The following is a 24595-nucleotide window of genomic DNA, read 5'->3' as shown; positions in this document are numbered from 1 at the left end:
GGCGGTATTCGGTTTTTACGCGTTTTTTTGCGGTTGTGATCAATTTCAGTGTTCGTAAAAATTAACGAGTGCCGGTCGCCCTTGGAAAGGGTTTCAGGCGTTACCCAGGAATGGGATTTCTCGACCCCGGCCAGCGCCAGGCCTGGGCTGCAGTGGTACTCTTGGCGTCCTGCGTGGCCCTTGGCCGCCTACGAAGCCCCTACGGACAGCAATCGGTTCTATTCATGAAGAAATCAGTTGGCATCCTTTCCGGCCTGGCTATCGCCATCGCCGTCGCAACCACCGCTGGCGCCTGGTACACCGGCAAGCAACTGCCTGCGGAGCTGGACAACGCCCTTGTGCGCAGTAACGCCGAACTCAAGAAGGCCCTGGTGAGCACCGGTGGCAGCATGAGCATCGAGCGGGTGTCGCTGGAGCAGCATTTCTTCAGCAGTACCGCCCGGTACCGGCTCAAGGCCCGCGATATCAACCTGGGTGAAGGCGAAGTGGTGAATTTCGACGTGGGCGTGACCGACCAGATCGAGCACGGCCCGTTCCCCTGGTCGCGGGTCAAGGCGCTGAAGCTGATGCCGGTCATGGCGGTCAGCAACAGCACACTGCAGAAGGACGACGCCACCGCGCCGTGGTTCGCCGCCGCAGGCGAGCAGGCCCCGGTCAGCGCCCAGACCAGCCTGGGTTACGACGGCAATGTGGTCAGCCAGATCCAGCTGGCGCCGGTCAAGCTCGCCGAGGCCGATGGCAACAGCCTCGACTTTTCGGGCATGCAGGTGCAAGTCAGTGGTGATCAGGAAGGCAAGGCCTCACGCTTTCACGGCCAGGCCGACCGTTTCGTGATGACACTGGTACGCGATGACCAGCCGCCAGCCACCTTCGAGCTCAACGGCCTGAAGGTCGGCGGCCAGCTGGCGGCCACCACGCACGAAGCCATCTATGTGGGCAACGTTGACCTGGCGCTGGGCGAAACCAAGGTCACCCTGGGGCCCAAACAGCAGGTACTGGTGGTCAAGGGCCTGGAGCAGAACGCCCTGCAAACCCTCGACGGCCCGGATACCGTGGGTGGCCGCGTGGAGTACAAGGTCGGGGATATCACCTGGGATGGTCGTGCGGTAGGCAAGGCGCAAATGGCGGTGAGCATCACCTCGGTCAACGCCCCGGCGCTACAGGCGCTGTCGACGTGGTACCAGGCGCACCTGCCGGAGTTCGAAGCCGCAGCTGCCGCCGGCCAGCCGGTGCCGGAAATCCAGATGGACGATGTGGAGAAGGCCAGGTTCCAGGGCGAGCTGCAGAAACTGCTGGCTGCCAAGCCCCGGGTGGCGGTGGAAAACCTGTCGTTCAAGACCGCCAATGGCGAAAGCCGCTTTGACCTGTCGATGGGCTTCGCCGCCCCGGCCAGCTTCGACCTGCCGCCCGATCAGTTGAGCAAGCAACTGATCACCGAGGTAAAGGGCAAGCTGTCGTTGTCCAAGCCGATGATCGGTGACCTGGCAACCTTGCAGGCGCTGCTGGATGGCCAGACCGACGCCCAGGCCATTGCCATGCAATCGAGCCAGGCCGGGGAAATGGTCGGCATGATGGCGCTGCAGAGCGGCATGGCCACCGTGCAGGGCAATGATGTGGTGAGCAGCCTGCACTATGCCGACGGCATGGTCGACTTCAACGGCAAGAAGATGACCGTGGAAGAGTTCGCCATGCTCATGGCGGCGCAGCTGGCGGCCCTGTCGCCGCAGGGTTGATCGAAAGCCTGTACCGGCCTCTTCGCGGGTGAACCCGCTCCCACAGGAGTTTGGCAGACCCTGTGGGAGCGGGTTCACCCGCGAAGAGGCCGGTACAGGCAACACAAAAACCGCTTTAGAAATCGCTGGATTGTCTGTAGCCTTCGGCCTCCGATAATAATCCGCGCCCGCAGAGGGCCGTGGCGGCCTGTGTGCCGTCCGGCGCCCTTGGCCGATCTGCCAGGGCCGGGTGATACACTCGATTTGACGCGCACAAGCGCCTGCAGGTCCAGCGATCATGACCCAGATTTCCGAACGCCTGTTGGTTCAGGCCCACCTCGACGCCAAGCAGCCCAACCCGCTGACAGCCGAGCAGGAGGCCGAATACCGTGCGGCCATCGCTGCCGAGCTCAAGGCCCAGAACGCCGTGCTGGTCGCCCACTATTACTGCGACCCGGTCATCCAGGCGTTGGCCGAAGAAACCGGCGGCTGCGTCTCCGACTCGCTGGAAATGGCCCGTTTCGGCAAGAACCACCCGGCCGAAACCGTGATCGTTGCCGGTGTGCGCTTCATGGGCGAAACAGCGAAAATCCTCACCCCGGAAAAACGCGTGCTGATGCCGACCCTGGAGGCCACCTGCTCGCTCGACCTGGGCTGCCCGGTGGAAGAGTTCTCGGCCTTCTGCGACCAGCACCCCGAGCGTACCGTGGTGGTCTACGCCAACACTTCCGCTGCCGTGAAGGCCCGTGCCGACTGGGTGGTGACCTCGAGCTGCGCACTGGAAATCGTCGAAAGCCTGATGGACAACGGCGAGACCATCATCTGGGGCCCGGACCAGCACCTGGGGCGTTACATCCAGAAGCAGACCGGTGCCGACATGCTGCTGTGGGACGGTGCCTGCATCGTTCACGAAGAGTTCAAGTCGCGCCAGTTGGCCGACATGAAGGCGCTGTACCCGGATGCAGCGATTCTGGTGCATCCCGAGTCGCCGGAGGCGGTGATCGAACTGGCCGACGCGGTGGGCTCCACCAGCCAGCTGATCAAGGCCGCCCAGACCCTGCCGAACAAGACCTTCATCGTCGCCACCGACCGCGGCATCTTCTACAAGATGCAGCAGCTGTGCCCGGACAAGGAGTTCGTCGAAGCCCCCACCGCCGGTAACGGCGCGGCATGCCGCAGCTGCGCGCACTGTCCGTGGATGGCGATGAACACCCTGGAGCGGGTGCTGGATTGCCTGCGTAATGGCACGAACGAGATTTTTGTCGACCCGGCGCTGGTGCCGAAGGCGATCAAGCCGTTGAACCGGATGCTGGACTTTACCCAAGCGGCGCGCCTGAAGTTGTCCGGTAACGCCTGACGTTATACCGCGTCGCTTTCTTCGCGGGTAAACCCGCCCACAGGTACAGCGCAGCGCTCACGGGCGGTGCGGTCCCTGTGGGAGCGGGTTTACCCGCGAAAGGGCCCTCAACGCCCCATCATTTCCTGAACCATGCGCTGCTGCTCCATCACCTCGCGCTGGCGCTGGTCAATCTGTGCTGCCAGCGGGAAGTTGCCGCCCGCCCGGCGCTTGGCGTAATCCAGCTGCTGGATGGCCTGGTCAAAATCGCCCACCAGAGTGAAGTACTCGGCCCGCGCCCGGTGCAAACCAATGGTATTGCCCGAAAGGCCCCGCACTTCGGCCATGTCGTACCACACGTCCGGGTCATCCGGCCGGCTCTTCACCAGCTCGTTCAACACCTTTTCCGCCTCGGCGGGCTTGTTCTGCTTCACCAGCAGATCGGCACGTACCTGTTTCAGCGGGTAGTTGCCCGGGTACAGGCCCTGCATGCGTTCGGCACGCTGCTGCGCGTCGGCCAGGCGGTTGTTGGTGATATCCAGGTCGATCTGCGCCAGGTTGTAGGTAATGTCGTTGGGCGCCTTGGCCAGCAGCGGCTTGAGCAGTTCACGCGCCTCGTTCAGCTGGCCGCCCTTGATCTGCGCCAGGGCCAGGCCGTAACGCGCGGCATCCAGCTTGGGGTCTTCGTCCAGCTGGGCGCGGAAGCGTTTGGCCGCCAGCCCCGGGGTGCCTTCGTAGGTCAGTGCCACACGAGCACGAATCAGCTGGTAGCGCATGCTGTCCTCGACGCCGCCCTTGGGGGCCTGCTCGGCACGGTTGCGGGTGTCGGCGATACGCGACTCGGTTACCGGGTGGGTCAGCAGAAATTCCGGCGGCTTGGCGTCGTAGCGGTACTGCCGGGCCAGGCGCTCGAACATGGTCGGCATGTTGCGCGGGTCGTAGCCGGCCTTTTCCAGGTTCTGGATGCCGATACGGTCGGCTTCCTGTTCGTTCTGCCGCGAGAAGCGCCGCTGTTCCTGGATTGCCGCCGCCTGGGTGCCGGCGATCACGCCGATACCGGCATCGCCGCCACCACCGGCTGCCAACACGATACCGGCCAGCAGCGCCGCCATCATCGGCAGCTGCATGCGCTGCTGGGCCTCGACGCCGCGGGCGAAGTGGCGCTGCGACAAGTGCGCCAGTTCGTGGGCCAGTACCGAGGCGTACTCGCCTTCGGTCTGGGCGTTGAGGAACAGCCCGCCGTTGACCCCGACGATGCCGCCCGGGGCCGCGAAGGCGTTCAGTTCGCGGCTGTCGATGAGGATGAATTCCAGGCGCCGGTCCTGCAACTGGCTGGTTTCGGCCAATCGGTACACGCTGGTTTCAACATAGTCCTTGAGCTGCGGATCGTTGAGCTGGTTGACCTGGCCACGCAACAGGCTCAGCCAGGCGCGGCCAAGCTGGTGTTCCTGTTGTGGCGAGACGATCGCGGAACTGGCGTCGCCCAGTGATGGCAGGTCGTCAGCATGGCCAGGTAGGGCCAACAGGCAGGCCAGCGTCAGCAGGGTAGGGCGCAGTAGATTCATGCATGAAGCTCGCGTCGGTCAAAGATACCTACTGTAGCGGGCTCACACGTTGGCGACCAGTGGCGCTATCCTAACCGGCCCATTCAAGATACAGCCCGGCAATGCCTTTGGAGAGCCCTGCAATGAGTGACACCCTGACCTGTGACGCCGAGCTGGACGCCAGCGGGCTGAATTGCCCTTTGCCGCTGCTCAAGGCAAAGATGGAGCTCAACCGTCTGGCCAGCGGCGCGGTGCTCAAGGTGATCGCCACGGACGCCGGCTCGCAGCGCGACTTCCGCACTTTCGCCCAGCTGGCAGGTCATACCCTGCTGCGGGAAACGGTCGAGGCCGGTACCTACACCTACTGGCTGCGCAAGGCCTGAGTCTTTCCAAGGATCATCAATGTTCAAAGTGCTTCGCGACTGGATGCAGCGTTACTTCTCCGATGAGGAAGCGGTGGTGCTGGCGGTCCTGTTGTTCCTGGCTTTTACTGCGGTACTCACCCTGGGTGGCATGCTGGCGCCGGTGCTGGCGGGCATGGTGCTGGCGTTTCTGATGCAGGGGCTGGTCAATGCCCTGGAGCGCGTGCGGGTACCGACCCGCTTGGCGGTGATGCTGGTGTTCGCCCTGTTCATGGGGGCGCTGGCGGTGTTCATGCTGGTGCTGGTGCCGCTGCTGTGGCACCAGTTGATCACTCTGTTCAACGAACTGCCGGGCATGCTCGGCAAGTGGCAGTCGCTGCTGTTGCTGTTGCCCGAGCGTTACCCGCACCTGGTGTCGGACGAGCAGGTGCTGCATGCCATCGAGTCGGTGCGCGGGGAAATCGGCAAGTTCGGCCAGTGGGCACTGACCTTCTCGCTATCGAGCCTGCCACTGCTGGTCAACGCCATGATTTACCTGGTGCTGGTGCCGATCCTGGTGTTTTTCTTTCTCAAGGACCGCGAACTGATCGGCCGTTGGGTCAGCGGCTACTTGCCACGCCAGCGCAGCCTGCTGAACCGGGTGGGCAACGAGATGAACCGGCAGATCGCCAACTACATCCGCGGCAAGGGCATCGAGATCCTGATCTGCGGCATTGCCACCTACATAGCCTTCATCAGCCTGGGGCTCAACTACGCCGCGTTGCTGGCGCTGTTGGTGGGGCTGTCGGTAGTGGTGCCTTACGTGGGTGCGGTGGTGGTGACCGTGCCGGTGACGCTGATCGCACTGTTCCAGTGGGGCTGGGGTGACCAGTTCATCTACCTGATGACGGTGTACGCGATCATCCAGGCGCTGGACGGTAACGTGCTGGTGCCGCTGCTGTTCTCCGAGGCGGTCAGCCTGCACCCGGTGGCGATCATTTGCGCGGTGTTGCTGTTTGGCGGGTTGTGGGGGTTCTGGGGGATTTTCTTCGCAATCCCGCTGGCGACCTTGATCAAGGCAGTGCTGGATGCCTGGCCCAGACAGGAGCCTAGCGTCTCGCCGATGCTTTAGGAGTTGTGTTGCCTTCTTCGCGGGTAAACCCGCTCCCACAGGTACACCACAGCCCTCAAGGGCAGTGCCGAGCCTGTGGGAGCGGGTTTACCCGCGAAGAAGCCCAAACCGCTCTCAAGCCTTGTTCAGGCCCTGAGCAGCAGCCAGCACGGCATCCACATGCCCCGGCACCTTCACCCCGCGCCATTCCTGGCGCAGCACACCGTCCTTGTCGATCAGGAAGGTGCTGCGGTCAACGCCCAGGTATTCCTTGCCATACAGCTTCTTCAGCTTGATCACGTCGAACAGCTGGCACAGGGCTTCGTCCTTGTCGCTGATCAGCTCGAACGGGAAGCCTTGCTTGGCCTTGAAGTTCTCATGCGACTTGATGCCATCGCGCGACACGCCGAACACCACGGTGTTGGCCGCGGCAAAGGCATCATGCTGGTCGCGGAAGCCCTGGCCTTCGGTAGTGCAGCCCGGAGTGCTGTCCTTCGGGTAGAAGTACACCACCACTTGCCGGCCCTTGAGCCCGGCCAGGCTGACGGTTTGCCCGCTGGTGGCCTGGGCCTGGAAGTCGGCAACGGGTTGGTCGAGTGCTACAGCCATGGTCGGTTTCCTTACATTGGGTTCTGTGGCCGCCATGGCTCGATCAGCGCATCGAGGTTCAGGGCATCGGCAAAGTCCAGGAACTGGTCACGCAGCCAGCTGATCTGGGTGCCGGCCGGCAGAATCACGGTGAACTGGGCGTTGAGCATGCTGCTGCCGGTCTGCGGCGCCAGGTAGGTGTCGCAGGTCATGGCTTCCAGCTCGACGCGGTGGTCGAGGAAGAACTGGCACAGCTCGTTGATGATGTCCGGGCGGTAGGCGGCGCTGACGTAGGCCACGTAGGGCAGGGCCTGCGGGCGCACTTCCTGGTCGGCGCTGCGCACCACGTCCAGGGTCAGACCGTGCTTCTTGCCCAGGCCCGGCAGCATGGCTTCGAGACGCGCCAGGGCGTCCCAGCTGCCGCCCACCTGCAGTACCAGGGCGCTGGTCTCGCCGTGGCGGCTCAGGCGCGAGGTGACCACCGCGCAGCGGTTTTCGAAGGCAGCGCGGCTGAGGACGTTGGCCAGCTCCATGGGGTTGGGGCCCAGGGCACTGATGACAAGGAATTGTTCGCGGACGGTGGGGGTGGACATGCAGCATTCCTAAAGCGATGAGCGGTCGGCACAGGACGGGCGAAAGCCTCCTGTCGGCAGGGCCCGGGGCTCGCATGCGAGGTCGTGGACGCTGGCGGGGAGCAAGGTCGACGGCCCGGCGGGCCGCGCTGCACCGATCAAAGCATCAAGGGTAGCGAAATAAGGCGCCGAGGGGAATGCTCCGCCTGCCTGCTTCGCTTGTGCAAGGCCGATGCCCCCAGTACCATTACCGCTCTCTTTTTCCGGCAGGAGCAGTTACATGATTGCGGGCAGTATGGTGGCATTGGTCACACCCATGGATGCACAAGGGCGTGTGGACTGGGGCAGCCTCGACAAACTTGTAGACTTCCACCTGGAAAACGGCACCCACGCGATTGTCGCTGTCGGCACAACCGGTGAGTCCGCCACGCTGGATGTCGAAGAACACATCCTGGTCATCAAGCATGTGGTCGAGCGCGTCAAGCGCAGCAACAAACCGGTCCCGGTCATCGCCGGCACCGGTGCCAACTCCACTGCCGAAGCCGTGCACCTGACCCAGAACGCCAAGAATGCCGGCGCCGACGCCTGCCTGCTGGTGGTGCCGTACTACAACAAGCCGACGCAAGAAGGCCTGTACCAGCACTTCAAGCACATCGCCGAAGCCGTCGACATCCCGCAGATCCTCTACAACGTACCCGGCCGCACCTCCTGCGACATGCAGGCCGAGACCGTGATCCGCCTGTCGAAAATCAAGAACATCATCGGTATCAAGGAAGCCACCGGCGACCTGGTACGTGCCAAGGCGATCCTCGATGGCGTCGACAGCGACTTCATCGTCCTGTCCGGCGACGACCCGACCGCCGTCGAGCTGATCCTGATGGGCGGCAAGGGCAACATCTCCGTCACCGCCAACGTCGCCCCGCGCGAAATGGCCGATCTGTGCGAGGCCGCCCTTGCGGGCAATGCCGAGAAGGCCCGCGCAATCAACGAAAAACTCATGCCGCTGCACAAAGACCTGTTCTGCGAGTCCAACCCGATCCCGGTGAAATGGGCACTCGTCGAAATGGGCTTGATGCAAAAGGGCATTCGCCTGCCGCTGACCTGGCTGAGCGAAGGCTGCCACGAAAAAGTCCGTACTGCCTTGCGCCAGTCCGGCGTACTGGTTTAAGAGGAAGTACACCGCATGAAGCGACTGGCTGGTCTTTCCGCCCTTGCCCTGATCATCTCCAGCACCAGTGGGTGTGGCTGGCTGTGGGGCGAGGATGGCTATTTCCGCGACCGCGGCAGCGATTACCTGCAGGCGCGCCCGACTGCGCCGATGCAGCTGCCGCCGGACGCCAGCAACGTCAAGCGCCTTGACCCGCTGCTGCCGATCCCGCGTAACGTCGCCGACGACAGCGCCACCGGCGAGTTCGAGGTGCCGCGCCCGCAACCGATGACCGGTGGCGCCGCCCAGGTTACCGACTACAGCTTGCAGCGCAGTGGCAGCAGCCGTTGGGTGCTGGCCCAGCATTCGCCGGCCGAAGTTTGGCCGGTAGCCCGCCAGTTCTTCGAGGACAACGGCTTCCGCATCGCCGAAGAGCGCCCGCAAACCGGCGAATTCAACACGACCTGGCAGCGTTTCGACGAACTGTCGGCATCGCTCGGCCAGCGCCTGGCCAGCACTGCCAGCAGCGCTGACAGCGAAGTGCGTGTGCGTGTGCGCATGGAGCCTGGCGTGCAGCGCAACACCTCCGAAGTGTATGTGGTCAGCGTCGAGCGCCCGGCCGGCAGCACCGCCGAGCCCGATTTCCCGTCCACCTCCAGCAACACCGGTGCCGATGCCCTGCTGGTCGACGAAATGCTTGCCAGCATGAACCGCAGCGCCGAGAAGGGCGGTTCGGTGTCGCTGCTGGCCGCGCGCGATTTCGACGCGCCAAGCCGCGTCAGCCTGAGCGAAGACGGCAGTGGCAACCCGGTGCTGTACCTGGGCGCCGACCTGGACCGCGCCTGGTCCAGCGTGGGCCGTGCCCTGGAGCAGGGTGGCGAGTGGCGTGTCGAGGACATCAACCGCAGCCTGGGCCTGTACTACATCAACCTGTCGGAAAAGCCTGAAGACAAGCAGAACCAGCCTGGCTTCTTCGGCCGCATGTTCGGCAGCGAGCCGACCAAGGAAGAGCGTGAAGCCCGTGCCGAGCGTTACCAGGTTCGCCTGAGCAAGGTAGGCGAGAGCGTGCAGGTCACGGTCGAGAAGAACATCAACACCGTGGCTCCGGCCGATGTCGCCCGCCGCGTGCTGAGCGCCATTCAGGACCACCTGGGTTAAGTGCGCTTCGCGGTACTCGGAAGCGGCAGCCAGGGAAACGGCACGCTGATCGCCAGTGGTGACACGTTCATCCTGGTCGATTGCGGGTTCTCCCTGCGCGAGACCGAGCGGCGCCTGGCGCTGCTCGGCGTGTCGGCGGCCCAGCTCAGTGCGGTACTGGTGACCCATGAACATGCCGACCACGTGCATGGGGTCGGCTTGCTGTCACGGCGCTACAATGTACCGGTCTACCTCAGCCAAGGGACCTTGCGCGGCATGCGCAAGCCGGTGGAGGTGGCCGGTTTTCTCGCTTGTGGCGACAGCCTGCGTATCGGTGCCCTGGAAGTGACCGCGGCGCGGGTCGAGCACGACGCCTACGAGCCGCTGCAGTACGTGGTCAGCGACGGCCAGCGGCGTTTCGGCATGCTGACCGACCTGGGCTCGTACGATGCGCTGCTGCTGGAGCGTTACCAGGGCCTGGATGCACTGCTGATCGAGGCCAACCACTGCCGCGACCTGCTGGCACGTGGTCACTACCCGGCCTTTTTGAAGCTGCGGGTGGGTGGCATGCAAGGGCATTTGAACAATCACCAGGCCGCGCGCCTGGTGCACGAGTTGGGCTGGAACAACCTGCAACACCTGGTGCTGGCCCACCTCAGCAGCAAGAACAACCTGCCACACTTGGCTCGCCAGTGCTTCGTCGACACCCTCGGGTGCGACCCGGACTGGCTCCAGGTGGCGAATCAGGAACACGGGCTCGACTGGCGTGAAATCGCCTAGCCCAACACCTCAAGCAAGCGGAGCCCAATCATGGAAAAACGCGACGAACTCTACCGCGGCAAGGCCAAATCGGTTTACAAGACCGACGACGCCGACCGCTTGATCCTGCTGTTCCGTAACGACACTTCGGCGTTCGACGGCAAGCGCATCGAACAGCTCGACCGCAAAGGCATGGTGAACAACAAGTTCAACGCCTTTATCATGCAGAAACTGGAAGAAGCCGGCGTGCCGACCCAGTTCGACAAGCTGCTGGGCGACAACGAGTGCCTGGTGAAGAAGCTGGACATGATCCCGGTCGAGTGCGTGGTGCGCAACTACGCGGCCGGCAGCCTGGTCAAGCGCCTGGGCGTGGAGGAGGGCATCAAGCTGGAGCCGTCCACCTTCGAGCTGTTCCTGAAGAACGACGAGAAGGGCGACCCCTTCATCAACGAATCGCACGTTGTCGCGTTCGGCTGGGGCACCGCCGAGCAACTGGTCGAAATGAAAAAGCTGTCGCTGAAAGTCAACGAAGTGCTGAGCAAGCTGTTCGATGACGCCGGCCTGCTGCTGGTCGACTTCAAGCTGGAGTTCGGCGTATTCCACGGCCAGATCGTGCTGGGCGACGAGTTCAGCCCGGACGGCTGCCGCCTGTGGGACAAAGAGACCCGCAAGAAGATGGACAAGGACCGCTTCCGCCAGGGCCTGGGCGACGTGATCGAAGCCTACGAAGAAGTTGCCAAGCGCCTGGGCGTGCCGCTGTAAGCGGCACGTTCACGCAAGCGCCTGATACCACGCGGTTTTTTTGAAAAAAGATTTGCGTTTCAAAATAACGCTGGTATGATGCGCGGCATTGGAGAGATGCCGGAGTGGTCGAACGGGACGGATTCGAAATCCGTTGTACTGGCAACAGTACCTAGGGTTCAAATCCCTATCTCTCCGCCATACAAGATGAAGCCCCTGGAAACGAAAGTTTTCAGGGGCTTTTTCGTTGTGCCTTATTTTTTCATCATCCCCAGTTCTGCATCATCCAGCAGCGCCTTGGCCATCGCGCTCAGGTAATGCGAGGCCCAGATCAGTTTCTGGTCGCCTTCCATCAGGCCGGTGATGATCAGGTCGCGGACGTAGCCCATCAGTTCGGATGCCTGTTCACGGGCGTCCTGGCAGGGGATGCCGGGTTCGATGCGGAACAGCGGGTGGCTGTTGTTTTCGCCTTGGTAGAAGCAGGTCTTGCCGACTGTGGTGGGTTGTTTTGTGTCGTCGGTATGCATTGGTGAATCTCCCTGGGATTTCGGGTGCCTGTACCGGCCTCTTCGCGGGTAAACCCGCTCCCACAGGTACGGCGCAGGACTTGAGGGCAATGATTACCCCTGTGGGAGCGGGTTTCCCCGCGAAGAGGCCAGACCTGCTTAGTGCAAGGTGCGCGGCTCAACCGGTAGGTGTGCCTGCATCTGCAATTGCATCAATGCCGACTCGACCAGGCCCTGTACCGCCTCCATTTCATGGATCACGGCCTGCATCACGATCGAACTTGGGGCTGTGGGTTTGAGTTGCACGGATTGGCGGGCCACGAACAGGGCGCAGAGTACGTACTCTGAGGACTGGACCAGGGTGTCTTGCAGCGCCTGGGTGGAGTCGAGGGAGTGGGGTGGATCGGGGACCATCTTGCGCATAGTTAGCTCCAGAGTCAGTCGAGCTGCTACGACTTGCTGTCAAACAAGAGGGTGGCAGCGGTACGCGGGTTGACAGACCGAGGACTCCGGAGACTCGGCGCACACGAGGTGCCCCACGTACTGCCGCCATAACGGGTGTACGTGCACGGAGAAGTTGTCGGCCTGTCAAAGCCGGTCGTTGATTTGCAACGACAAGCCGAGACTAGAGCGCGACCCAATCCGTCGCAACAGTTTGAGCGGTTTGGCAGTATGTTTGGGAAATTGCCTACATGGAAGGGGATTAATCTGAGTTTCAGTTGTAGGACCGGGGCCGCTTTGCGGCCCATCGCAACACAAGGCCGCTCCTGCAACTGCATCCCTGCAACTAGCCAATGCACGTTGCTGCTTGGATCCAATGCCCAGGTTCGGTATCATCCCGCCGCCATCAGACGATGGCCGAAGATGATTCATATAAAGGATTTAGTATGAAAAAGCTGTTCAAGGCTACCGTAGCCGTTGCTGTCGTTTCGGGTGTTGCCCTGCTGTCGGGTTGCACTGGCCAGGTTTACAACCAGCCGAAAAACTGCACCTACGACTACCTGTTCCACCCTTCGGTTTCCATCTCCAAGATCATCGGTGGCTGCGGCCCGATCGATAAACTGCCTCAGCAGCAGTAATCTTGGCGGTACCCTGATCGCGACGCTTGCGGCGTGATCCAAGGCCCCCGGTCATGTACGTGATCGGGGGTTTTTGTTTTTCGGCGTGACAATCTGCCACTGGGGCAACCCGTCGCCTTGACGCTCCGGGCGGTAATTTGTTTGTGCTGGCATTTAAGCTACAATCGGAAAAACGATTCAGCCTTGTCGGTCAATTCGACAAAAGGCCGAGTCGTTTTCTGGTTCTCTGGCTGCTGAATAACGATCAACAACAAGCCTGCGCTGCAGAACACGCTTTACCTGGGCCAGCCACAGGCCCACCCCTGTTCTCCTGACTGGAATCGATCAATGTTCAAGAAAGCTGGCAAGACCTTGCTGGGTCTGGCTGTCGCTGCAAGCGTCATGCAAGCGCACGCCGCAGAAACCAAGAAAGTAGATGTGCTGCTGGTCGGCGGCGGCATCATGAGCTCGACCCTGGCCGTGTGGCTGCATGAGCTGGAGCCAAGCTGGTCGATGGAAATGGTCGAGCGCCTGGACGGCGTGGCCGAAGAAAGCTCCAACGGCTGGAACAACGCCGGTACCGGCCACTCTGCGTTGGCCGAACTGAACTACACCCCGCAAGACAAAGACGGCAACGTCAACATCACCAAGGCGATCGAGATCAACGAAGCCTTCCAGATCTCTCGCCAGTTCTGGGCGTGGCAGGTGCGCCAGGGCGTGCTGAAGAACCCGCACTCGTTCATCAACACCACGCCGCACATGAGCTTCGTCTGGGGCGATGACAACATCAAGTTCCTGAAGAAGCGTTACGACGCGCTGCAGGCCAGCCCGCTGTTCCGCCCGATGCAGTACTCCGAGGACCACGCGCAGATCGCCAAGTGGGTCCCGCTGATGATGGAAGGCCGTGACCCGAACCAGAAGCTGGCCGTGACCTGGACGCCGATCGGCACCGACGTCAACTTCGGCGAAATCACCCGCCAGTTCGTCGGCCACCTGAAAACCCAGGAAAACTTCGACCTGAAGCTGTCCAGCGAAGTGCAGGACATCACCCGCAACAAGGACGGCTCGTGGCACGTCGAGTACAAGAACCTGAAGGACGGTAGCGAATCGGCCACCGACGCCAAGTTCCTGTTCATCGGTGCCGGCGGCGGCGCGCTGAAGCTGCTGCAGAAGTCGGGCATTCCTGAAGCCAAGGAATACGCAGGCTTCCCGGTAGGTGGCTCGTTCCTGGTGACCGAGAACCCGACCGTGGCCATGCAGCACATGGCCAAGGCCTACGGCATTGCCTCGACCGGCGCGCCACCCATGTCGGTACCGCACCTGGACACCCGCGTGCTGGACGGCAAGCGCGTGATCCTGTTTGGCCCATTCGCCACCTTCTCGACCAAGTTCCTGAAGAACGGCTCGTACCTCGACCTGCTGAGCAGCACCACTACCCACAACGTGTGGCCGATGACCAAGGTCGGCATCGACCAGTACCCGCTGGTGGAGTACCTCGCTGGCCAGCTGATGCTGTCTGACGACGACCGCTTCGAAGCCCTGCGCACCTACTTCCCGAACGCCAAGAAGGAAGACTGGCGCCTGTGGCAGGCCGGCCAGCGCGTGCAGATCATCAAGCGTGATGCCGAGAAGGGCGGCGTGCTGAAGCTGGGCACTGAAGTGGTCGCCTCCGAAGACCGCACCATTGCCGGCCTGCTGGGTGCATCGCCAGGTGCTTCGACTGCTGCACCGATCATGCTGAACGTGCTGGAAACCGTGTTCAAGGAGAAGGTCGCTAGCCCTGAGTGGCAGGCCAAGATCAAGCAGATCGTGCCGAGCTATGGCACCAAACTGAACGACTCGGCGGCGGCCACCCAGAAAGAGTGGAACTACACCGCTGAAGTGCTGCAACTGGAGAAACCACCGGTGATCGACGACAGCGTCGGCACCCCGGTTGCACCGAGCCAGCCGGTTGAAAGCAAGCCTGAGAATGACATGGCGCTGTAACTGGCCATTGTTGTGAAAGAAGCCACGGGGGAGACCTCGTGGCTTTTTTGTTGCCTGTTCTGGCCCTTTCGCGGGTAAACCCGCTCCCACAGGGATAGCAAAAAGCCTGAGGCAGCGCATGTCCCTGTGGGAGCGGGTTTACCCGCGAAGAGGCTCGAACAGGAAACCACTAATCGGAAAACCTACGCGGGGCCAATAAAAACATATTTTGATGCTTAAATTAATCTTGTCAGTCGATCCCCCTCCAGGAGGGTGCCGTCATGAACATCAAGATTGCCGCCTTACTGCTGCTCGCCCTGTGCGCCCAGCCGGCATGGAGCCAAAGCTACTCCTATTCCAGCGCAACCCCCGCCGCCAAACCCGCCGAAGCTGCGGCAATGACCACGCGCATGGCCCTGCGCGACCTGTGGGTCGAGCACATCTTCTGGGTGCGCAACTATGCCGTTGCCAACCAGGCCGGCAACGCCAGGCAGGCTGAAGTCGCCGCCAAGGAAGTGGTCACCGACGCCACCAGGATCGCCAACAGCATTGCCCCGCTGTACGGCCAGCCCGCCGCCGATCAGTTGCTGAAGCTGCTGGCCGGCCATTGGGGCGCGATCAAGCACTACAGCGATGCCACCGTGGCCAAGGACAACAAAGGCCAGCAAGCCGCCGTCGACGAGCTGACCAGCAATGCCAAGGCCATCGCCGCGTTCCTGGCCAAGGCCAATCCGAACCTGCCCGAGCCGACCCTGCTGACGTTGCTCAGCGCCCATGGCGGCCACCACGTGGCGCAGGTCGACCAGCTGGCAGCCGCTGACTACGTGGGCGAGGCGCGTACCTGGGCGATGATGCGCGAGCATATCCTGAGCCTGTCCGACGCCCTGGCTGCGGCGTTGGTCAAACAGTTCCCGGACAAATTCTGATGCTCGAAGGCCTGGGCCGTACCCAACAGGACCTGCTCCATGCATTGCTGCTCCAGCCGGCCGGCATGAGCATCGATGACCTGGCGCAGGCCTTGGCCATCACGCGCACGGCAGTGCGCCAGCACCTGGCCGCGCTGGAGCGCGACGGCCTGGTCAAGCGTGGCGCTACCCGGCCCACCGGGCGACGCCCGGAGCAGCTGCACGAGCTGACCGACCACGCCCGCGAACTGTTCCCGCGGCAGTACCCGTTGTTGGCCAACCTGCTGATTGCGGAAGTGGCCGGCTTGCTAGGGCAGGAGGCGTTGCTGGCGTTGATGCGCCAGCTGGGGCGCAAGCTGGCGGCGGACCTGGAGCACGAGGTGGTGGATGAAGCACGCATTGTCGAGCACATGAACAATGCCGGGTACGAGGCGCAGGTGTTCTTCCGCTCGGGGGGGGAGCCGCAGATTGTTGCGCACAATTGCGTGTTCCATCACCTGGCCAAGGCGCACCCGGTGGTGTGCGAGCTGGACCTGGCGCTGATCGGGGCCCTGGGCGGGGCCGAGGTCAGCCATGAGGAGTGCATGCTCAGGGGAGGGCAGGTGTGCCGGTTTGCCCTGGGCAAGAAAGAAGATTGATGTTGCCTGTTCCGGCCTTTTCGCGGGTAAACCCGCTCCCACAGAGATCGCACAGGTCTTGAAGGCAGTGATTATCCTGTGGGAGCGGGTTTACCCGCGAAGAGGCCGGCAAAGGAAAATCACTGCTGCCGCAAAATGCAGTCCAGCAACCCGGGAAACCGCTCGCCCAGCATCTCGCTACGCAACGAATTCATATGCGTAGTCCCCACATTGCGGGTATGCACCAACCCCGCATCACGCAGTACGCGAAAATGGTGGGACATGCTCGACTTCGGCCGGCCGCCGTCCAGCTCGCCGCAGCTGGCTTCGGCCACGCCCGCCAGGTGGCGCACGATATCCAGGCGCACCGGGTCGCTCAGGGCATAGAGCAGGCGTTCCAGGGTCAGGTCTTCAGAATTGGGATGTTGATAGGCTCGCATGGTCGTCATGATAACGGGGCTATCATTAATTGCCATAGTTCGATTATGATCGAACTATCGTAATCAGATAGCTCGGGAGCTTGCCCATGTCCGCCTTGTTCGAACCGTACACCCTCAAGGACGTTACCCTGCGCAACCGCATTGCCATCCCGCCGATGTGCCAGTACATGGCCGAGGACGGCATGATCAACGACTGGCACCACGTGCACCTGGCCGGCCTGGCCCGTGGCGGTGCCGGCCTGCTGGTGGTCGAGGCCACGGCAGTGGCACCGGAAGGGCGCATTACCCCCGGTTGCGCCGGTATCTGGAGCGATGCCCACGCCCAGGCTTTCGTGCCAGTGGTGCAGGCAATCAAGGCCGCCGGTTCCGTGCCGGGTATCCAGATTGCCCATGCCGGGCGCAAGGCCAGTGCCAACCGCCCGTGGGAAGGTGACGACCACATTGCCGCCGATGACCCCCGCGGCTGGGAAACCATCGCCCCGTCCGCCATCGCCTTCGGCGCGCACCTGCCACAAGTGCCGCGTGAGATGACCCTGGGCGACATCGCCCGGGTCAAGCAGGACTTCGTCGATGCCGCCCGCCGTGCGCGTGATGCCGGCTTCGAGTGGATCGAACTGCACTTTGCCCATGGCTACCTGGGCCAGAGCTTCTTCTCCGAACACTCCAACAAGCGTACCGACGCCTACGGTGGCAGCTTCGACAACCGTAGCCGCTTCTTGCTGGAAACCCTGGCAGCGGTGCGCGAGGTATGGCCGGAGAACCTGCCGCTGACCGCGCGTTTTGGGGTGCTGGAATACGATGGCCGCGATGAGCAGACCCTGGAAGAGTCGATCGAACTGGCGCGTCGCTTCAAGGCCGGTGGCCTTGACCTGCTGAGCGTGAGTGTCGGCTTCACCATTCCCGACACCAACATCCCGTGGGGCCCGGCGTTCATGGGGCCGATTGCCGAGCGCGTGCGCCGTGAGGCGAAGCTGCCGGTGACCTCGGCGTGGGGTTTTGGTACGCCGCAACTGGCGGAAGCGGCGCTGCAGGCCAACCAGCTGGATCTGGTGTCGGTAGGGCGTGCACATTTGGCCGACCCGCACTGGGCTTACTTCGCGGCCAAGGAGTTGGGGGTTGAGAAAGCCTCCTGGACCCTGCCGGCGCCGTATGCGCACTGGCTCGAGCGTTATCGCTGAGGCATGGAGGGGCTGCTTTGCAGCCCATTCGCGGGTAAACCCGCTCCCACAGGATCACCGCAGGGTTCAGGCCCTGTGCAATACCTGTGGGAGCGGGTTTACCCGCGAAGAGGCCAGCACAGGCTAGAACCGGTCCAACCGGTAAGCCGCCATATCAGCGCCACTGTCCCTGTCAGCCAACCGCCCCACCCATTCCGCCGTCACCGCCGCCTGGGTCAACCCCAGGTGCTGATGCCCGAACGCCAACAGCACCCGCCCATCACACACCCGGTCAATCACCGGCAACGAGTCCGGCAACGAAGGCCGCAAGCCCATCCACGGCGTCGCGCCCTCCACACTCAAGTCCCGCTGGAACAAGCCCTTGCTCAAGCGGTGCAGCTGCCACGCCCGCTGCATGCTCGGCGGCGCGTCCAGCCCGGCGAATTCCACCGTGCCGGCCAGGCGCAAGCCCTCGGCCATGGGCGTCATGATGAACTTGCGCTCCAGTGATGTGACTGCAAACGGCAAACGCTGATGCTCGCCAGGCAACATCAGGTGGTAGCCGCGTTCGGTGTCCAGTGGCACCTGCTTGCCGGTCAGCGCGCCGGTCAACCGCGCAGAGTGCGCGCCACAACTGATCAGCACCTGGCGGGCATCGAGCGTGCCCTGGTCGCTGGCCAGGCTGACCCCGCCGCTGTGCAGCCGCCCGCCATCGACCTGCGCCTGGACAAAACGTACGCCACTGGCCTTGGCCGCTTCGAACAGTTCGCACACCACCCGGTAGGGGTCGATGAAGTGCCCGGTGCGCGGGAAAAACAGCCCGCCCAGCAATGACGGGCTCAGTTGCGGCGCCGCCGCGCGCACGCTGTCGGCCGACCACAAGTCCACCGGCACCGCCTGCTGTTGCAGACGTGCGCGCAAGGCCTCCAGGGCCTGGCGCGACTCCGGTCGTTCGAACACCAGCAACGAGCCATCGTCCTGAAACAGCTCGCTGCGCCCGATCGAGCCCAGCAGCCGCTGCCAGGCGCCGAGGCTGCCTTCGTTCAGCGCGCGGATACCGGCCACGCTGCGCTGAAACGGGCCCGGGCGCAGGTTGAGCAGCAGGCGGGTGAACCAGGGCATGGCCTTGGGCAGGTACTTCCAGTCCAGGCGCAGCGGGCCCATCGGGTCCAGCAGCATACGCGGCAGGCGTTTGAGGATCGACAGGTCGGCAATCGGGAATACCTGCTCGGTGGCCAGGTGCCCGGCGTTGCCGTACGACGCGCCCTGGCCGGGTGCCTGGCGGTCGACCAGGGTTACCCGGCGGCCCTGGCGGGCCAGTTGCAGGGCGCAGGCGACACCGACAATGCCGGCGCCGACCACGGCGATATCGGTTTCACGGTTCTGGACCATGCTCAGCCTTCCCGTTTACCGTCGAGCAGGCGCCGCAGTTGCAGCGGGTTACTGTGCTTCAGCGCCTGCGGCAGCAGGGCATCGGGGAAGTCCTGATAGCACACCGGGCGCAGGAAGCGCAGGATCGCCGCTGTGCCCACCGAGGTGCTGCGGGCATCGGCGGTGGCCGGGAATGGCCCGCCGTGGACCATCGCATCGCACACCTCGACGCCGGTCGGCCAGCCATTTACCAGGAGGCGCCCGGCCTTGCGCTCAAGCGTCGGCAGCAGGCTGCGGGCGCTGTCGATGTCGGCATCGTCCAGGTGCAGGGTGGCGGTCAGTTGGCCTTCCAGGTGCTCGGCCACCTGGCGGATCTGCTCATCGTTGGCGCAGGCCACCACCAGCGACGCCGCGCCGAAGACTTCGGCTTGCAACGTCGGGTCGGCGAGGAATGCTTCGGCCTGGGTCACGAACAGCTGTGCCTGGCACTGGTTGGGGCCTTGCCCGGGCTGGCCACTGGCGGCGTTTTGAGCATTGGCGTTTGCGGCCAGGGCGCCGACACCGGCCTGGTAGGCACTGAAAATGCCCGGGGTGAGCATGGTCTGTGCAGCAGCCTGGCGCAGGTGTTCGCTGGCGGCGTTGATGAAACGCTGCAACGCCGGCCCCTGGCGGGCAATCACCAGGCCGGGGTTGGTGCAGAACTGGCCGGCGCCCTGGGTCAGCGAGGTGACGAAGCCTTGCGCCAGTGCCTCGGCGCGGGTTTGCAGGGCGGTGTCGAACAGGAACACCGGGTTGATCGAGCTCATTTCGGCGTACACCGGGATCGGCTCCGGGCGGGCCTGGGCCGCCTGGCACAGCGCAATGCCACCGCTGCGCGAGCCGGTAAAGCCAACGGCCTTGATGCGCGGGTCGCTGACCAGCGCAATGCCCACTTCACGACCGGAGCCGTACAACAGCGAAAACACGCCGGCCGGCAAGCCGCATTGCTTCACGGCCTTGGCCACCGCCTGGCCTACCAGCTCGCTGGTGCCCGGGTGGGCGCTGTGGGCCTTGACCACCACCGGGCAACCGGCGGCCAGCGCCGAGGCGGTGTCGCCACCGGCCACCGAGAAGGCCAAGGGGAAATTGCTGGCGCCGAATACGGCCACCGGCCCCAGGGCCACCTGGCGCTGGCGCAGGTCGGCACGCGGCAGCGGCTGGCGCTCGGGCAGGGCGTTGTCGACCCGCACGTCCAGCCATTCGCCGGCCCGCACCACGCGGGCGAAGGTGCGCAGTTGGGTGCAGGTGCGGCCACGTTCGCCCTGGATGCGCGCCCTGGGCAGGCCGCTTTCGGCCACGGCGCGCTCGATCAGGGCATCGCCCAGCGCTTCGATCTGCGTGGCGATGGTTTCGAGAAATTGTGCCCGTTGTGCGAGCGAGGTTTCGCGGTAGCTATCGAATGCCGCCCAGGCCAAGGCGCAGGCCTGGCTTACGTGCTCGCCGGTGCCACCGAGGTAGGCCGGCTCCAGCGTCTGGCCGGTGGCCGGGTCGATGGCACGGATGGCTTCGCGGCTGCCGGGTACCGGCGTATGGCCGATCAGCAGGTTGCCTGTGAGGGTCATGGAGCCTCCTTTGGAATTAATATCAAGGGAGACCGCAGCCCTTGTGGGAGCGGGTTTACCCGCGAAGCAGGCAACTCGGTGCCTGGCACCGGCTTCGCCGGTGTTCGCGGGTGAACCCGCTCCCACAGGGGCTGCGGCTCGGCCTGGAATCAGGCGATCAGGCGATGTTCTGCTCGACCGACCAGCTGGCGTACCAGCTGCGGAACAGCGCGTACTGCTGCTCGGCATAGTTGCGCTGGGCGTCGGTCAGCACGTCGGTTTCGTTGAAGTGCAGGCTGTATTCGCTGTCGCCGTTCAGCACCATCAGGTGCTTGTAGTACAGCACCAGGTCGCAGCCTTCATCGAACGACGACAGCACCGCCAGCGCCGCTTCCAGTTCCCGTGCCAGGCGGCGGGCCTTGGCGTCACCCTTGGCCGCCTGCTTGCTCAGGCTCACCAGGTGCAGCACCTCACGTGGCAGGGCGTTGCCGATGCCGGTGATGGCGCCGGTGGCGTTGCAGTTGACGAAGCCATGCACCACCTGGGTGTCGACGCCGACCATCAGGGTCACGTCGTCATCCTTGGAGGTGATGTGCTCGGCGGCGTAGCGCAGGTCGGCGCCACCGCCGAACTCCTTGAAGCCGATCAGGTTGGGGAACTCGCGGCGCAGTTCGAAGAACAGGTCGGCGCGGGTGGCAAAGCCGTAGTACGGGCTGTTGTAGATCACCGCCGGCAGCTTTGGCGCGGCGGCGAGGATGGCCGAGAAATGGTGCTTCTGGGCAATCAGCGAGGCACCGCGGCTGAGTACGCGGGGGATGACCATCAGGCCGGCGGCGCCGACCTTGGCCGCGTGGGCGGCGTGCGATACCGCTTCACGGGTGTTTACCGCGCCGGTACCGACGATGGTCGGGATGCCGGCGGCCACCAGGCGGGCCACGCCTTCCTGGCGCTCGGCTTCGGTCAGCAGCGGCCAGTCGCCCATCGAGCCACAGTACACCACGGCGCTCATGCCGGCCTCGATCAGCTCGCGGCCCTTGCGCACCAGGGCGTCGAAGTCCGGCTTGCGCTCGGCGGTGCAGGGGGTCATCAGGGCGGGCATGGTGCCGGTGAAGATGTTATTGGTCATTGTTGTCACTCCTCGCGATATTCGATTTTCTGGAAAAAAAGCCGGGGTTAGATGCCCCAGGCGAACGGGTCCTGTTCGTCGATCAGCAGGGTGCTGTCGGCGGTCATGCAGGCGCGGCCGGTGATGAACGGGCGAATGCGTTCGCCGTCGCGCTCATAGCGGCCCTGGAACTGGCTGCCGGTGATGCTGGCTTGTACCCAGGTCTGGCCTTCGTCGAGCTTGCCGTCGGCCGCCAGGCAGGCCAGCTTGGCGCTGGTGCCGGTGCCGCAAGGCGAGCGGTCGTAGGCCTTGCCGGGACACATCACGAAATTGCGGCTGTCGGCGTTGGCGTCGTCGGCGAACAGTTCGACGTGGTCGATGGGGGCGCCGTTTTCACCGGTGATGCCCTGGGTTTGGAGGGCCTTGAGCATCGCCCAGGTGTACTCGGTCAACGCCTCACGGTTGTCCAGTTCGATGCGCTGGCTGTGTTCGCAGACGAGGAAAAACCAGTTGCCACCCCAGGCGATGTCGCCGCGCACCGGGCCATGGCCGGGCACGTCCACCAGCACCTGCTCGCGGTAGCGGTAGGACGGCACGTTGCCGACGGTGACGGCGCCGTCTTCATGCAGGGTGGCACTGACCTGGCCGACCGGGGTGTCGATCTTGTGCACGCCCGGTGCGATCAGGCCCAGGTGCTGCAGCGAGGCGACCAGGCCGATGGTGCCGTGGCCGCACATGTTCAGGTAGCCAGCGTTGTTGAAGAAGATCACCCCGCAAGTGGCGTCGGCCGATACCGGTGGGCAGTACAGCGCACCGACCAGCACATCGTTGCCGCGAGGCTCCAGCAGGCAGGCGCGGCGCCACTGGTCGTGCAGTTCGCGCAGCTCGTCACGTTGCTCGGCCATGCTACGGCCGTGCAGTTGCGGGAACCCTTTGATCACCAGGCGGGTGGGTTCGCCGCCGGTGTGCGAGTCGATGACATGAACGTGTTTCATGGGCATATCCATTGGAGAGTGGGTCAGGAGGCAACGGTGACAGGACGCTGGCCTGGGTGGCTTTCGGCGGAGGCTTCGCTTTCATCCTCACCCTCCAGGCGCACCAGGTGGGCAGGCACGCCGGTGGTCGCGCCCCAGTAGTAGATGCCCAGCGCACAAGCGGCCACGACCGCGGTGTCGAACGGGTGGCCGAGCACGCCCAGGCCACCGAAGCTGCCCAGCCACGACAGCAGGATGGTCACCGCGTAGAAGCCGATCAGCCACGCCGACGAGCGCACTTGCTGGGCCAGCGACAGGTGCTGGGTCGGCACGAAGCGGCCGCACAGCAGGTACAGCACGAACATCACGATCTGCAGGGCCAGCAGCCACGACACGGTCTTCCAGCCCGACCAGTACACGATCAGCGCGGCGATGATGAACGACAGCGGGCCGAGCACGCCCATGCCCTTGACCCGGAACGGGCGCGGCATGTCGGGGGCGTTGCGGCGCAGGGCGGCGACGGTGACCGGGGCCACGGCGTAGCTCAGTACCAGGGCGGCGGAAACCACGTTGATCAGTGCTTCCCACGACGGGAACGGCAGGGTCCAGAACACCGACAGGGCAAAGGTCAGCCACAGCGCCGGGCGCGGGATGCCGGATTCGGCGTCGATGCGGGTGAAGTACTTGAAGAAGGTGCCGGTCTGCGCCCAGCCATAGACCACGCGCGGGGTGGCGTTCATGTAGATGTTGCCGCAGCCACTGGGCGAGATCACTGCGTCGGCCACCACCAGGTAGGCCAGCCAGCCCACACCCAGGGCCAGGGCGATGTCACGGTAGGGTAGGGCCAGTTCCTTGGTCACTGCGGCCCAGCCGTTGCTCAGCATTTCGGTCGGCACACTGCCGAGGAAGGCCAGTTGCAGCAGGGCGTAGATTGCGGTGGACAGCAGTACCGAGAGGATCAGCGCGATCGGGATGGTGCGTTGCGGGTTCTTCACCTCGCTGGCCACCGAAATGATCGGCGTCAGGCCCAGGTAGGCGAAGATGATGCCGCCGGCCGATACCGCCATTTCAACGCCGGATAGGCCGAACGGGGCAAAGCCCTGGACCTCGAAGTTTTCTGGTTTGAAGAAGGTGAACAGTACGCCGATCACCAGCAGCGGCACGATGAACTTGAACACGCTGACCAGGTTGTTGGCCTTGGCGAAGGTTTTCACGCTGCGGTAGTTGAGGAAGAAGAACAGCCCCAGCAGGGCGAACTGCACCAGCCAGCCGAGCACGGTCGGGTCGCTGGAGCCGGCCTTGGTCAGCCCGGGGAACCAGGCCGCGGCGTACTGGCGCGAGGCGACCACTTCGATGGCGATCAGGCTGGAAAAGGCGATCAGGGTGATGAAGCCCATCAGGTAGCCGAGCAGCGGGCCGTGGGAGTAAACCGGGTAGCGCACCACGCCCCCGGCACGCGGCAGGGCAGCGCCCAGTTCGCAATAGACGATGCCCAGCAACAGCACGGCGAAGCCGCCGAGGAACCAGGAGAGGATGCCGGCCGGGCCGGCGATGGCCGAGACGTGGCTGGCGGCGAACAGCCAGCCGGAGCCGAAGATGGCGCCTAGGCCGATGAAGGTGAGGTCCAGCAATGACAACTGTTTTTTGAATTTGCCTGACATGGGTTCGCCTTTTTGTTGGTTATTGGATAGGCAGGTCTGATGTCACCAGATGCGGCTTTTGGGGCCGCGCTCTTGTAGGACTTGGGCGGCTTGCGTGGGGCATAGAGTGGACCGATCGGGGCGGCGGTTCTTGATGGTTTTCTGCAGGAGGGATGACGAAATCGGCACAGTTGCAGAAAAAACTGGCGGTTTGGTGGGGGCGGTGGATAGGCTGTAAGCCATACCGCATAAGGGCTCTAGAGATCCACTCGCTGTGCCGGCCTCTTCG

General features: G+C 63.8%; 24 protein-coding genes and 1 tRNA gene. 14 read left to right on the top strand and 11 right to left on the bottom strand.

Annotated elements, in window-relative coordinates:
• Positions 1-224 precede the first annotated feature (224 nt).
• Together FQ664_RS21620 and nadA are read left to right on the top strand one after the other, a co-directional pair.
• Positions 225-1733, top strand: a complete 1509-nt coding sequence (locus FQ664_RS21620) for a YdgA family protein (protein WP_144174765.1) — start codon at positions 225-227, stop codon at positions 1731-1733.
• 277 nt (positions 1734-2010) lie between these two features.
• Positions 2011-3069, top strand: coding sequence for a quinolinate synthase NadA (gene nadA / locus FQ664_RS21610; protein ID WP_003254747.1), 1059 nt, complete (start codon positions 2011-2013; stop codon positions 3067-3069).
• Between the two features lie 107 nt (positions 3070-3176).
• Here the strand turns inward: nadA and FQ664_RS21605 are convergent, their stop codons facing one another.
• Positions 3177-4613 (bottom strand): M48 family metalloprotease, encoded by a 1437-nt coding sequence (locus tag FQ664_RS21605; RefSeq protein WP_063913009.1) that lies wholly within the window; start codon positions 4611-4613, stop codon positions 3177-3179.
• Positions 4614-4735: 122 nt separating this feature from the next.
• On the opposite strand from FQ664_RS21605, the gene FQ664_RS21600 reads away from it, so the two are divergent.
• Positions 4736-4975 carry a sulfurtransferase TusA family protein gene (locus FQ664_RS21600; protein ID WP_144174763.1) on the top strand — a complete coding sequence of 80 codons (240 nt, stop codon included), beginning with the start codon at positions 4736-4738 and terminating at the stop codon, positions 4973-4975.
• 19 nt (positions 4976-4994) lie between these two features.
• Positions 4995-6065, top strand: a complete 1071-nt coding sequence (locus FQ664_RS21595) for an AI-2E family transporter (protein WP_144174761.1) — start codon at positions 4995-4997, stop codon at positions 6063-6065.
• 114 nt (positions 6066-6179) lie between these two features.
• Here FQ664_RS21595 and FQ664_RS21590 read toward each other — a convergent pair whose 3' ends face one another.
• Positions 6180-6653, bottom strand: coding sequence for a peroxiredoxin (locus FQ664_RS21590; protein ID WP_144174759.1), 474 nt, complete (start codon positions 6651-6653; stop codon positions 6180-6182).
• An 11-nt stretch (positions 6654-6664) separates the two neighbouring features.
• Positions 6665-7225, bottom strand: a complete 561-nt coding sequence (locus FQ664_RS21585; protein ID WP_013973793.1) for a glycine cleavage system transcriptional repressor — start codon at positions 7223-7225, stop codon at positions 6665-6667.
• A gap of 259 nt (positions 7226-7484) precedes the next feature.
• Between FQ664_RS21585 and dapA the strand changes: the two genes are divergently transcribed.
• From dapA to FQ664_RS21560, 5 genes are all read left to right on the top strand, one after another.
• Positions 7485-8372 (top strand): 4-hydroxy-tetrahydrodipicolinate synthase, encoded by an 888-nt coding sequence (gene dapA, locus FQ664_RS21580; protein WP_144174757.1) that lies wholly within the window; start codon positions 7485-7487, stop codon positions 8370-8372.
• 15 nt (positions 8373-8387) lie between these two features.
• Entirely contained in the window at positions 8388-9509 is a 1122-nt protein-coding gene (gene bamC, locus FQ664_RS21575) for an outer membrane protein assembly factor BamC (protein ID WP_004375223.1), read from the top strand.
• The gene (locus tag FQ664_RS21570) at positions 9510-10268 is read left to right on the top strand and encodes an MBL fold metallo-hydrolase (protein WP_144174755.1); all 759 of its coding nucleotides are present in this window, start codon (positions 9510-9512) and stop codon (positions 10266-10268) included.
• A gap of 30 nt (positions 10269-10298) precedes the next feature.
• Positions 10299-11009: a phosphoribosylaminoimidazolesuccinocarboxamide synthase gene (gene purC / locus FQ664_RS21565; RefSeq protein ID WP_011535129.1), complete on the top strand. Its 711-nt coding sequence runs from the start codon at positions 10299-10301 to the stop codon at positions 11007-11009.
• 90 nt (positions 11010-11099) lie between these two features.
• A tRNA-Ser gene (locus FQ664_RS21560) sits at positions 11100-11189 on the top strand.
• A 53-nt stretch (positions 11190-11242) separates the two neighbouring features.
• Here FQ664_RS21560 and FQ664_RS21555 read toward each other — a convergent pair.
• Both FQ664_RS21555 and FQ664_RS21550 read right to left on the bottom strand, forming a co-directional pair.
• On the bottom strand, positions 11243-11515 hold the full coding sequence (locus FQ664_RS21555; protein ID WP_144174753.1) for a DUF3077 domain-containing protein: 273 nt from the start codon (positions 11513-11515) through the stop codon (positions 11243-11245).
• A 138-nt stretch (positions 11516-11653) separates the two neighbouring features.
• Positions 11654-11917 (bottom strand): hypothetical protein, encoded by a 264-nt coding sequence (locus FQ664_RS21550; protein WP_144174751.1) that lies wholly within the window; start codon positions 11915-11917, stop codon positions 11654-11656.
• Positions 11918-12381: 464 nt separating this feature from the next.
• Here FQ664_RS21550 and FQ664_RS21545 point away from each other — a divergent pair, with 464 nt between their 5' ends.
• The 4 genes from FQ664_RS21545 (at position 12382) to FQ664_RS21530 (ending at position 16060) form a co-directional block, all read left to right on the top strand.
• Complete coding sequence (locus FQ664_RS21545; RefSeq protein ID WP_003254720.1) at positions 12382-12573, top strand: YhfL family protein; 192 nt, start codon at positions 12382-12384, stop codon at positions 12571-12573.
• A 327-nt stretch (positions 12574-12900) separates the two neighbouring features.
• On the top strand, positions 12901-14538 hold the full coding sequence (gene mqo, locus FQ664_RS21540) for a malate dehydrogenase (quinone) (protein WP_144174749.1): 1638 nt from the start codon (positions 12901-12903) through the stop codon (positions 14536-14538).
• Between the two features lie 260 nt (positions 14539-14798).
• The gene (locus tag FQ664_RS21535) at positions 14799-15443 is read left to right on the top strand and encodes a hypothetical protein (protein ID WP_144174747.1); all 645 of its coding nucleotides are present in this window, start codon (positions 14799-14801) and stop codon (positions 15441-15443) included.
• On the top strand, positions 15443-16060 hold the full coding sequence (locus FQ664_RS21530; RefSeq protein WP_144174746.1) for a helix-turn-helix transcriptional regulator: 618 nt from the start codon (positions 15443-15445) through the stop codon (positions 16058-16060). The genes FQ664_RS21535 and FQ664_RS21530 overlap by 1 nt, the downstream gene beginning before the upstream one ends.
• A 119-nt stretch (positions 16061-16179) precedes the next feature.
• Here FQ664_RS21530 and FQ664_RS21520 read toward each other — a convergent pair whose 3' ends face one another.
• On the bottom strand, positions 16180-16515 hold the full coding sequence (locus FQ664_RS21520) for an ArsR/SmtB family transcription factor (protein WP_144174745.1): 336 nt from the start codon (positions 16513-16515) through the stop codon (positions 16180-16182).
• 50 nt (positions 16516-16565) lie between these two features.
• Between FQ664_RS21520 and xenA the strand changes: the two genes are divergently transcribed.
• Complete coding sequence (xenA, locus tag FQ664_RS21515; protein WP_144174744.1) at positions 16566-17657, top strand: xenobiotic reductase XenA; 1092 nt, start codon at positions 16566-16568, stop codon at positions 17655-17657.
• A 123-nt stretch (positions 17658-17780) separates the two neighbouring features.
• Here the strand turns inward: xenA and FQ664_RS21510 are convergent, their stop codons facing one another.
• The 5 genes from FQ664_RS21510 to FQ664_RS21490 form a co-directional block, all read right to left on the bottom strand.
• Entirely contained in the window at positions 17781-19028 is a 1248-nt protein-coding gene (locus FQ664_RS21510; RefSeq protein WP_144174742.1) for an NAD(P)/FAD-dependent oxidoreductase, read from the bottom strand.
• 2 nt (positions 19029-19030) lie between these two features.
• A complete protein-coding gene (locus tag FQ664_RS21505) occupies positions 19031-20608 on the bottom strand; it encodes an aldehyde dehydrogenase (NADP(+)) (RefSeq protein WP_144174741.1) in 1578 nt (525 codons plus the stop codon).
• Positions 20609-20765: 157 nt separating this feature from the next.
• Entirely contained in the window at positions 20766-21713 is a 948-nt protein-coding gene (locus FQ664_RS21500; protein WP_144174740.1) for a dihydrodipicolinate synthase family protein, read from the bottom strand.
• A gap of 47 nt (positions 21714-21760) precedes the next feature.
• Entirely contained in the window at positions 21761-22687 is a 927-nt protein-coding gene (locus FQ664_RS21495) for a 4-hydroxyproline epimerase (RefSeq protein WP_144174739.1), read from the bottom strand.
• 23 nt (positions 22688-22710) lie between these two features.
• On the bottom strand, positions 22711-24327 hold the full coding sequence (locus FQ664_RS21490) for an APC family permease (protein ID WP_144174738.1): 1617 nt from the start codon (positions 24325-24327) through the stop codon (positions 22711-22713).
• Between the last annotated feature and the right edge of the window lie 268 nt (positions 24328-24595).

This window comes from Pseudomonas persica (assembly GCF_900291015.1).
Taxonomy (GTDB): Bacteria; Pseudomonadota; Gammaproteobacteria; order Pseudomonadales; family Pseudomonadaceae; genus Aquipseudomonas.
Note: the sequence above shows the minus strand (reverse complement) of the source record. Positions and strands in the feature narration are given on the sequence as shown.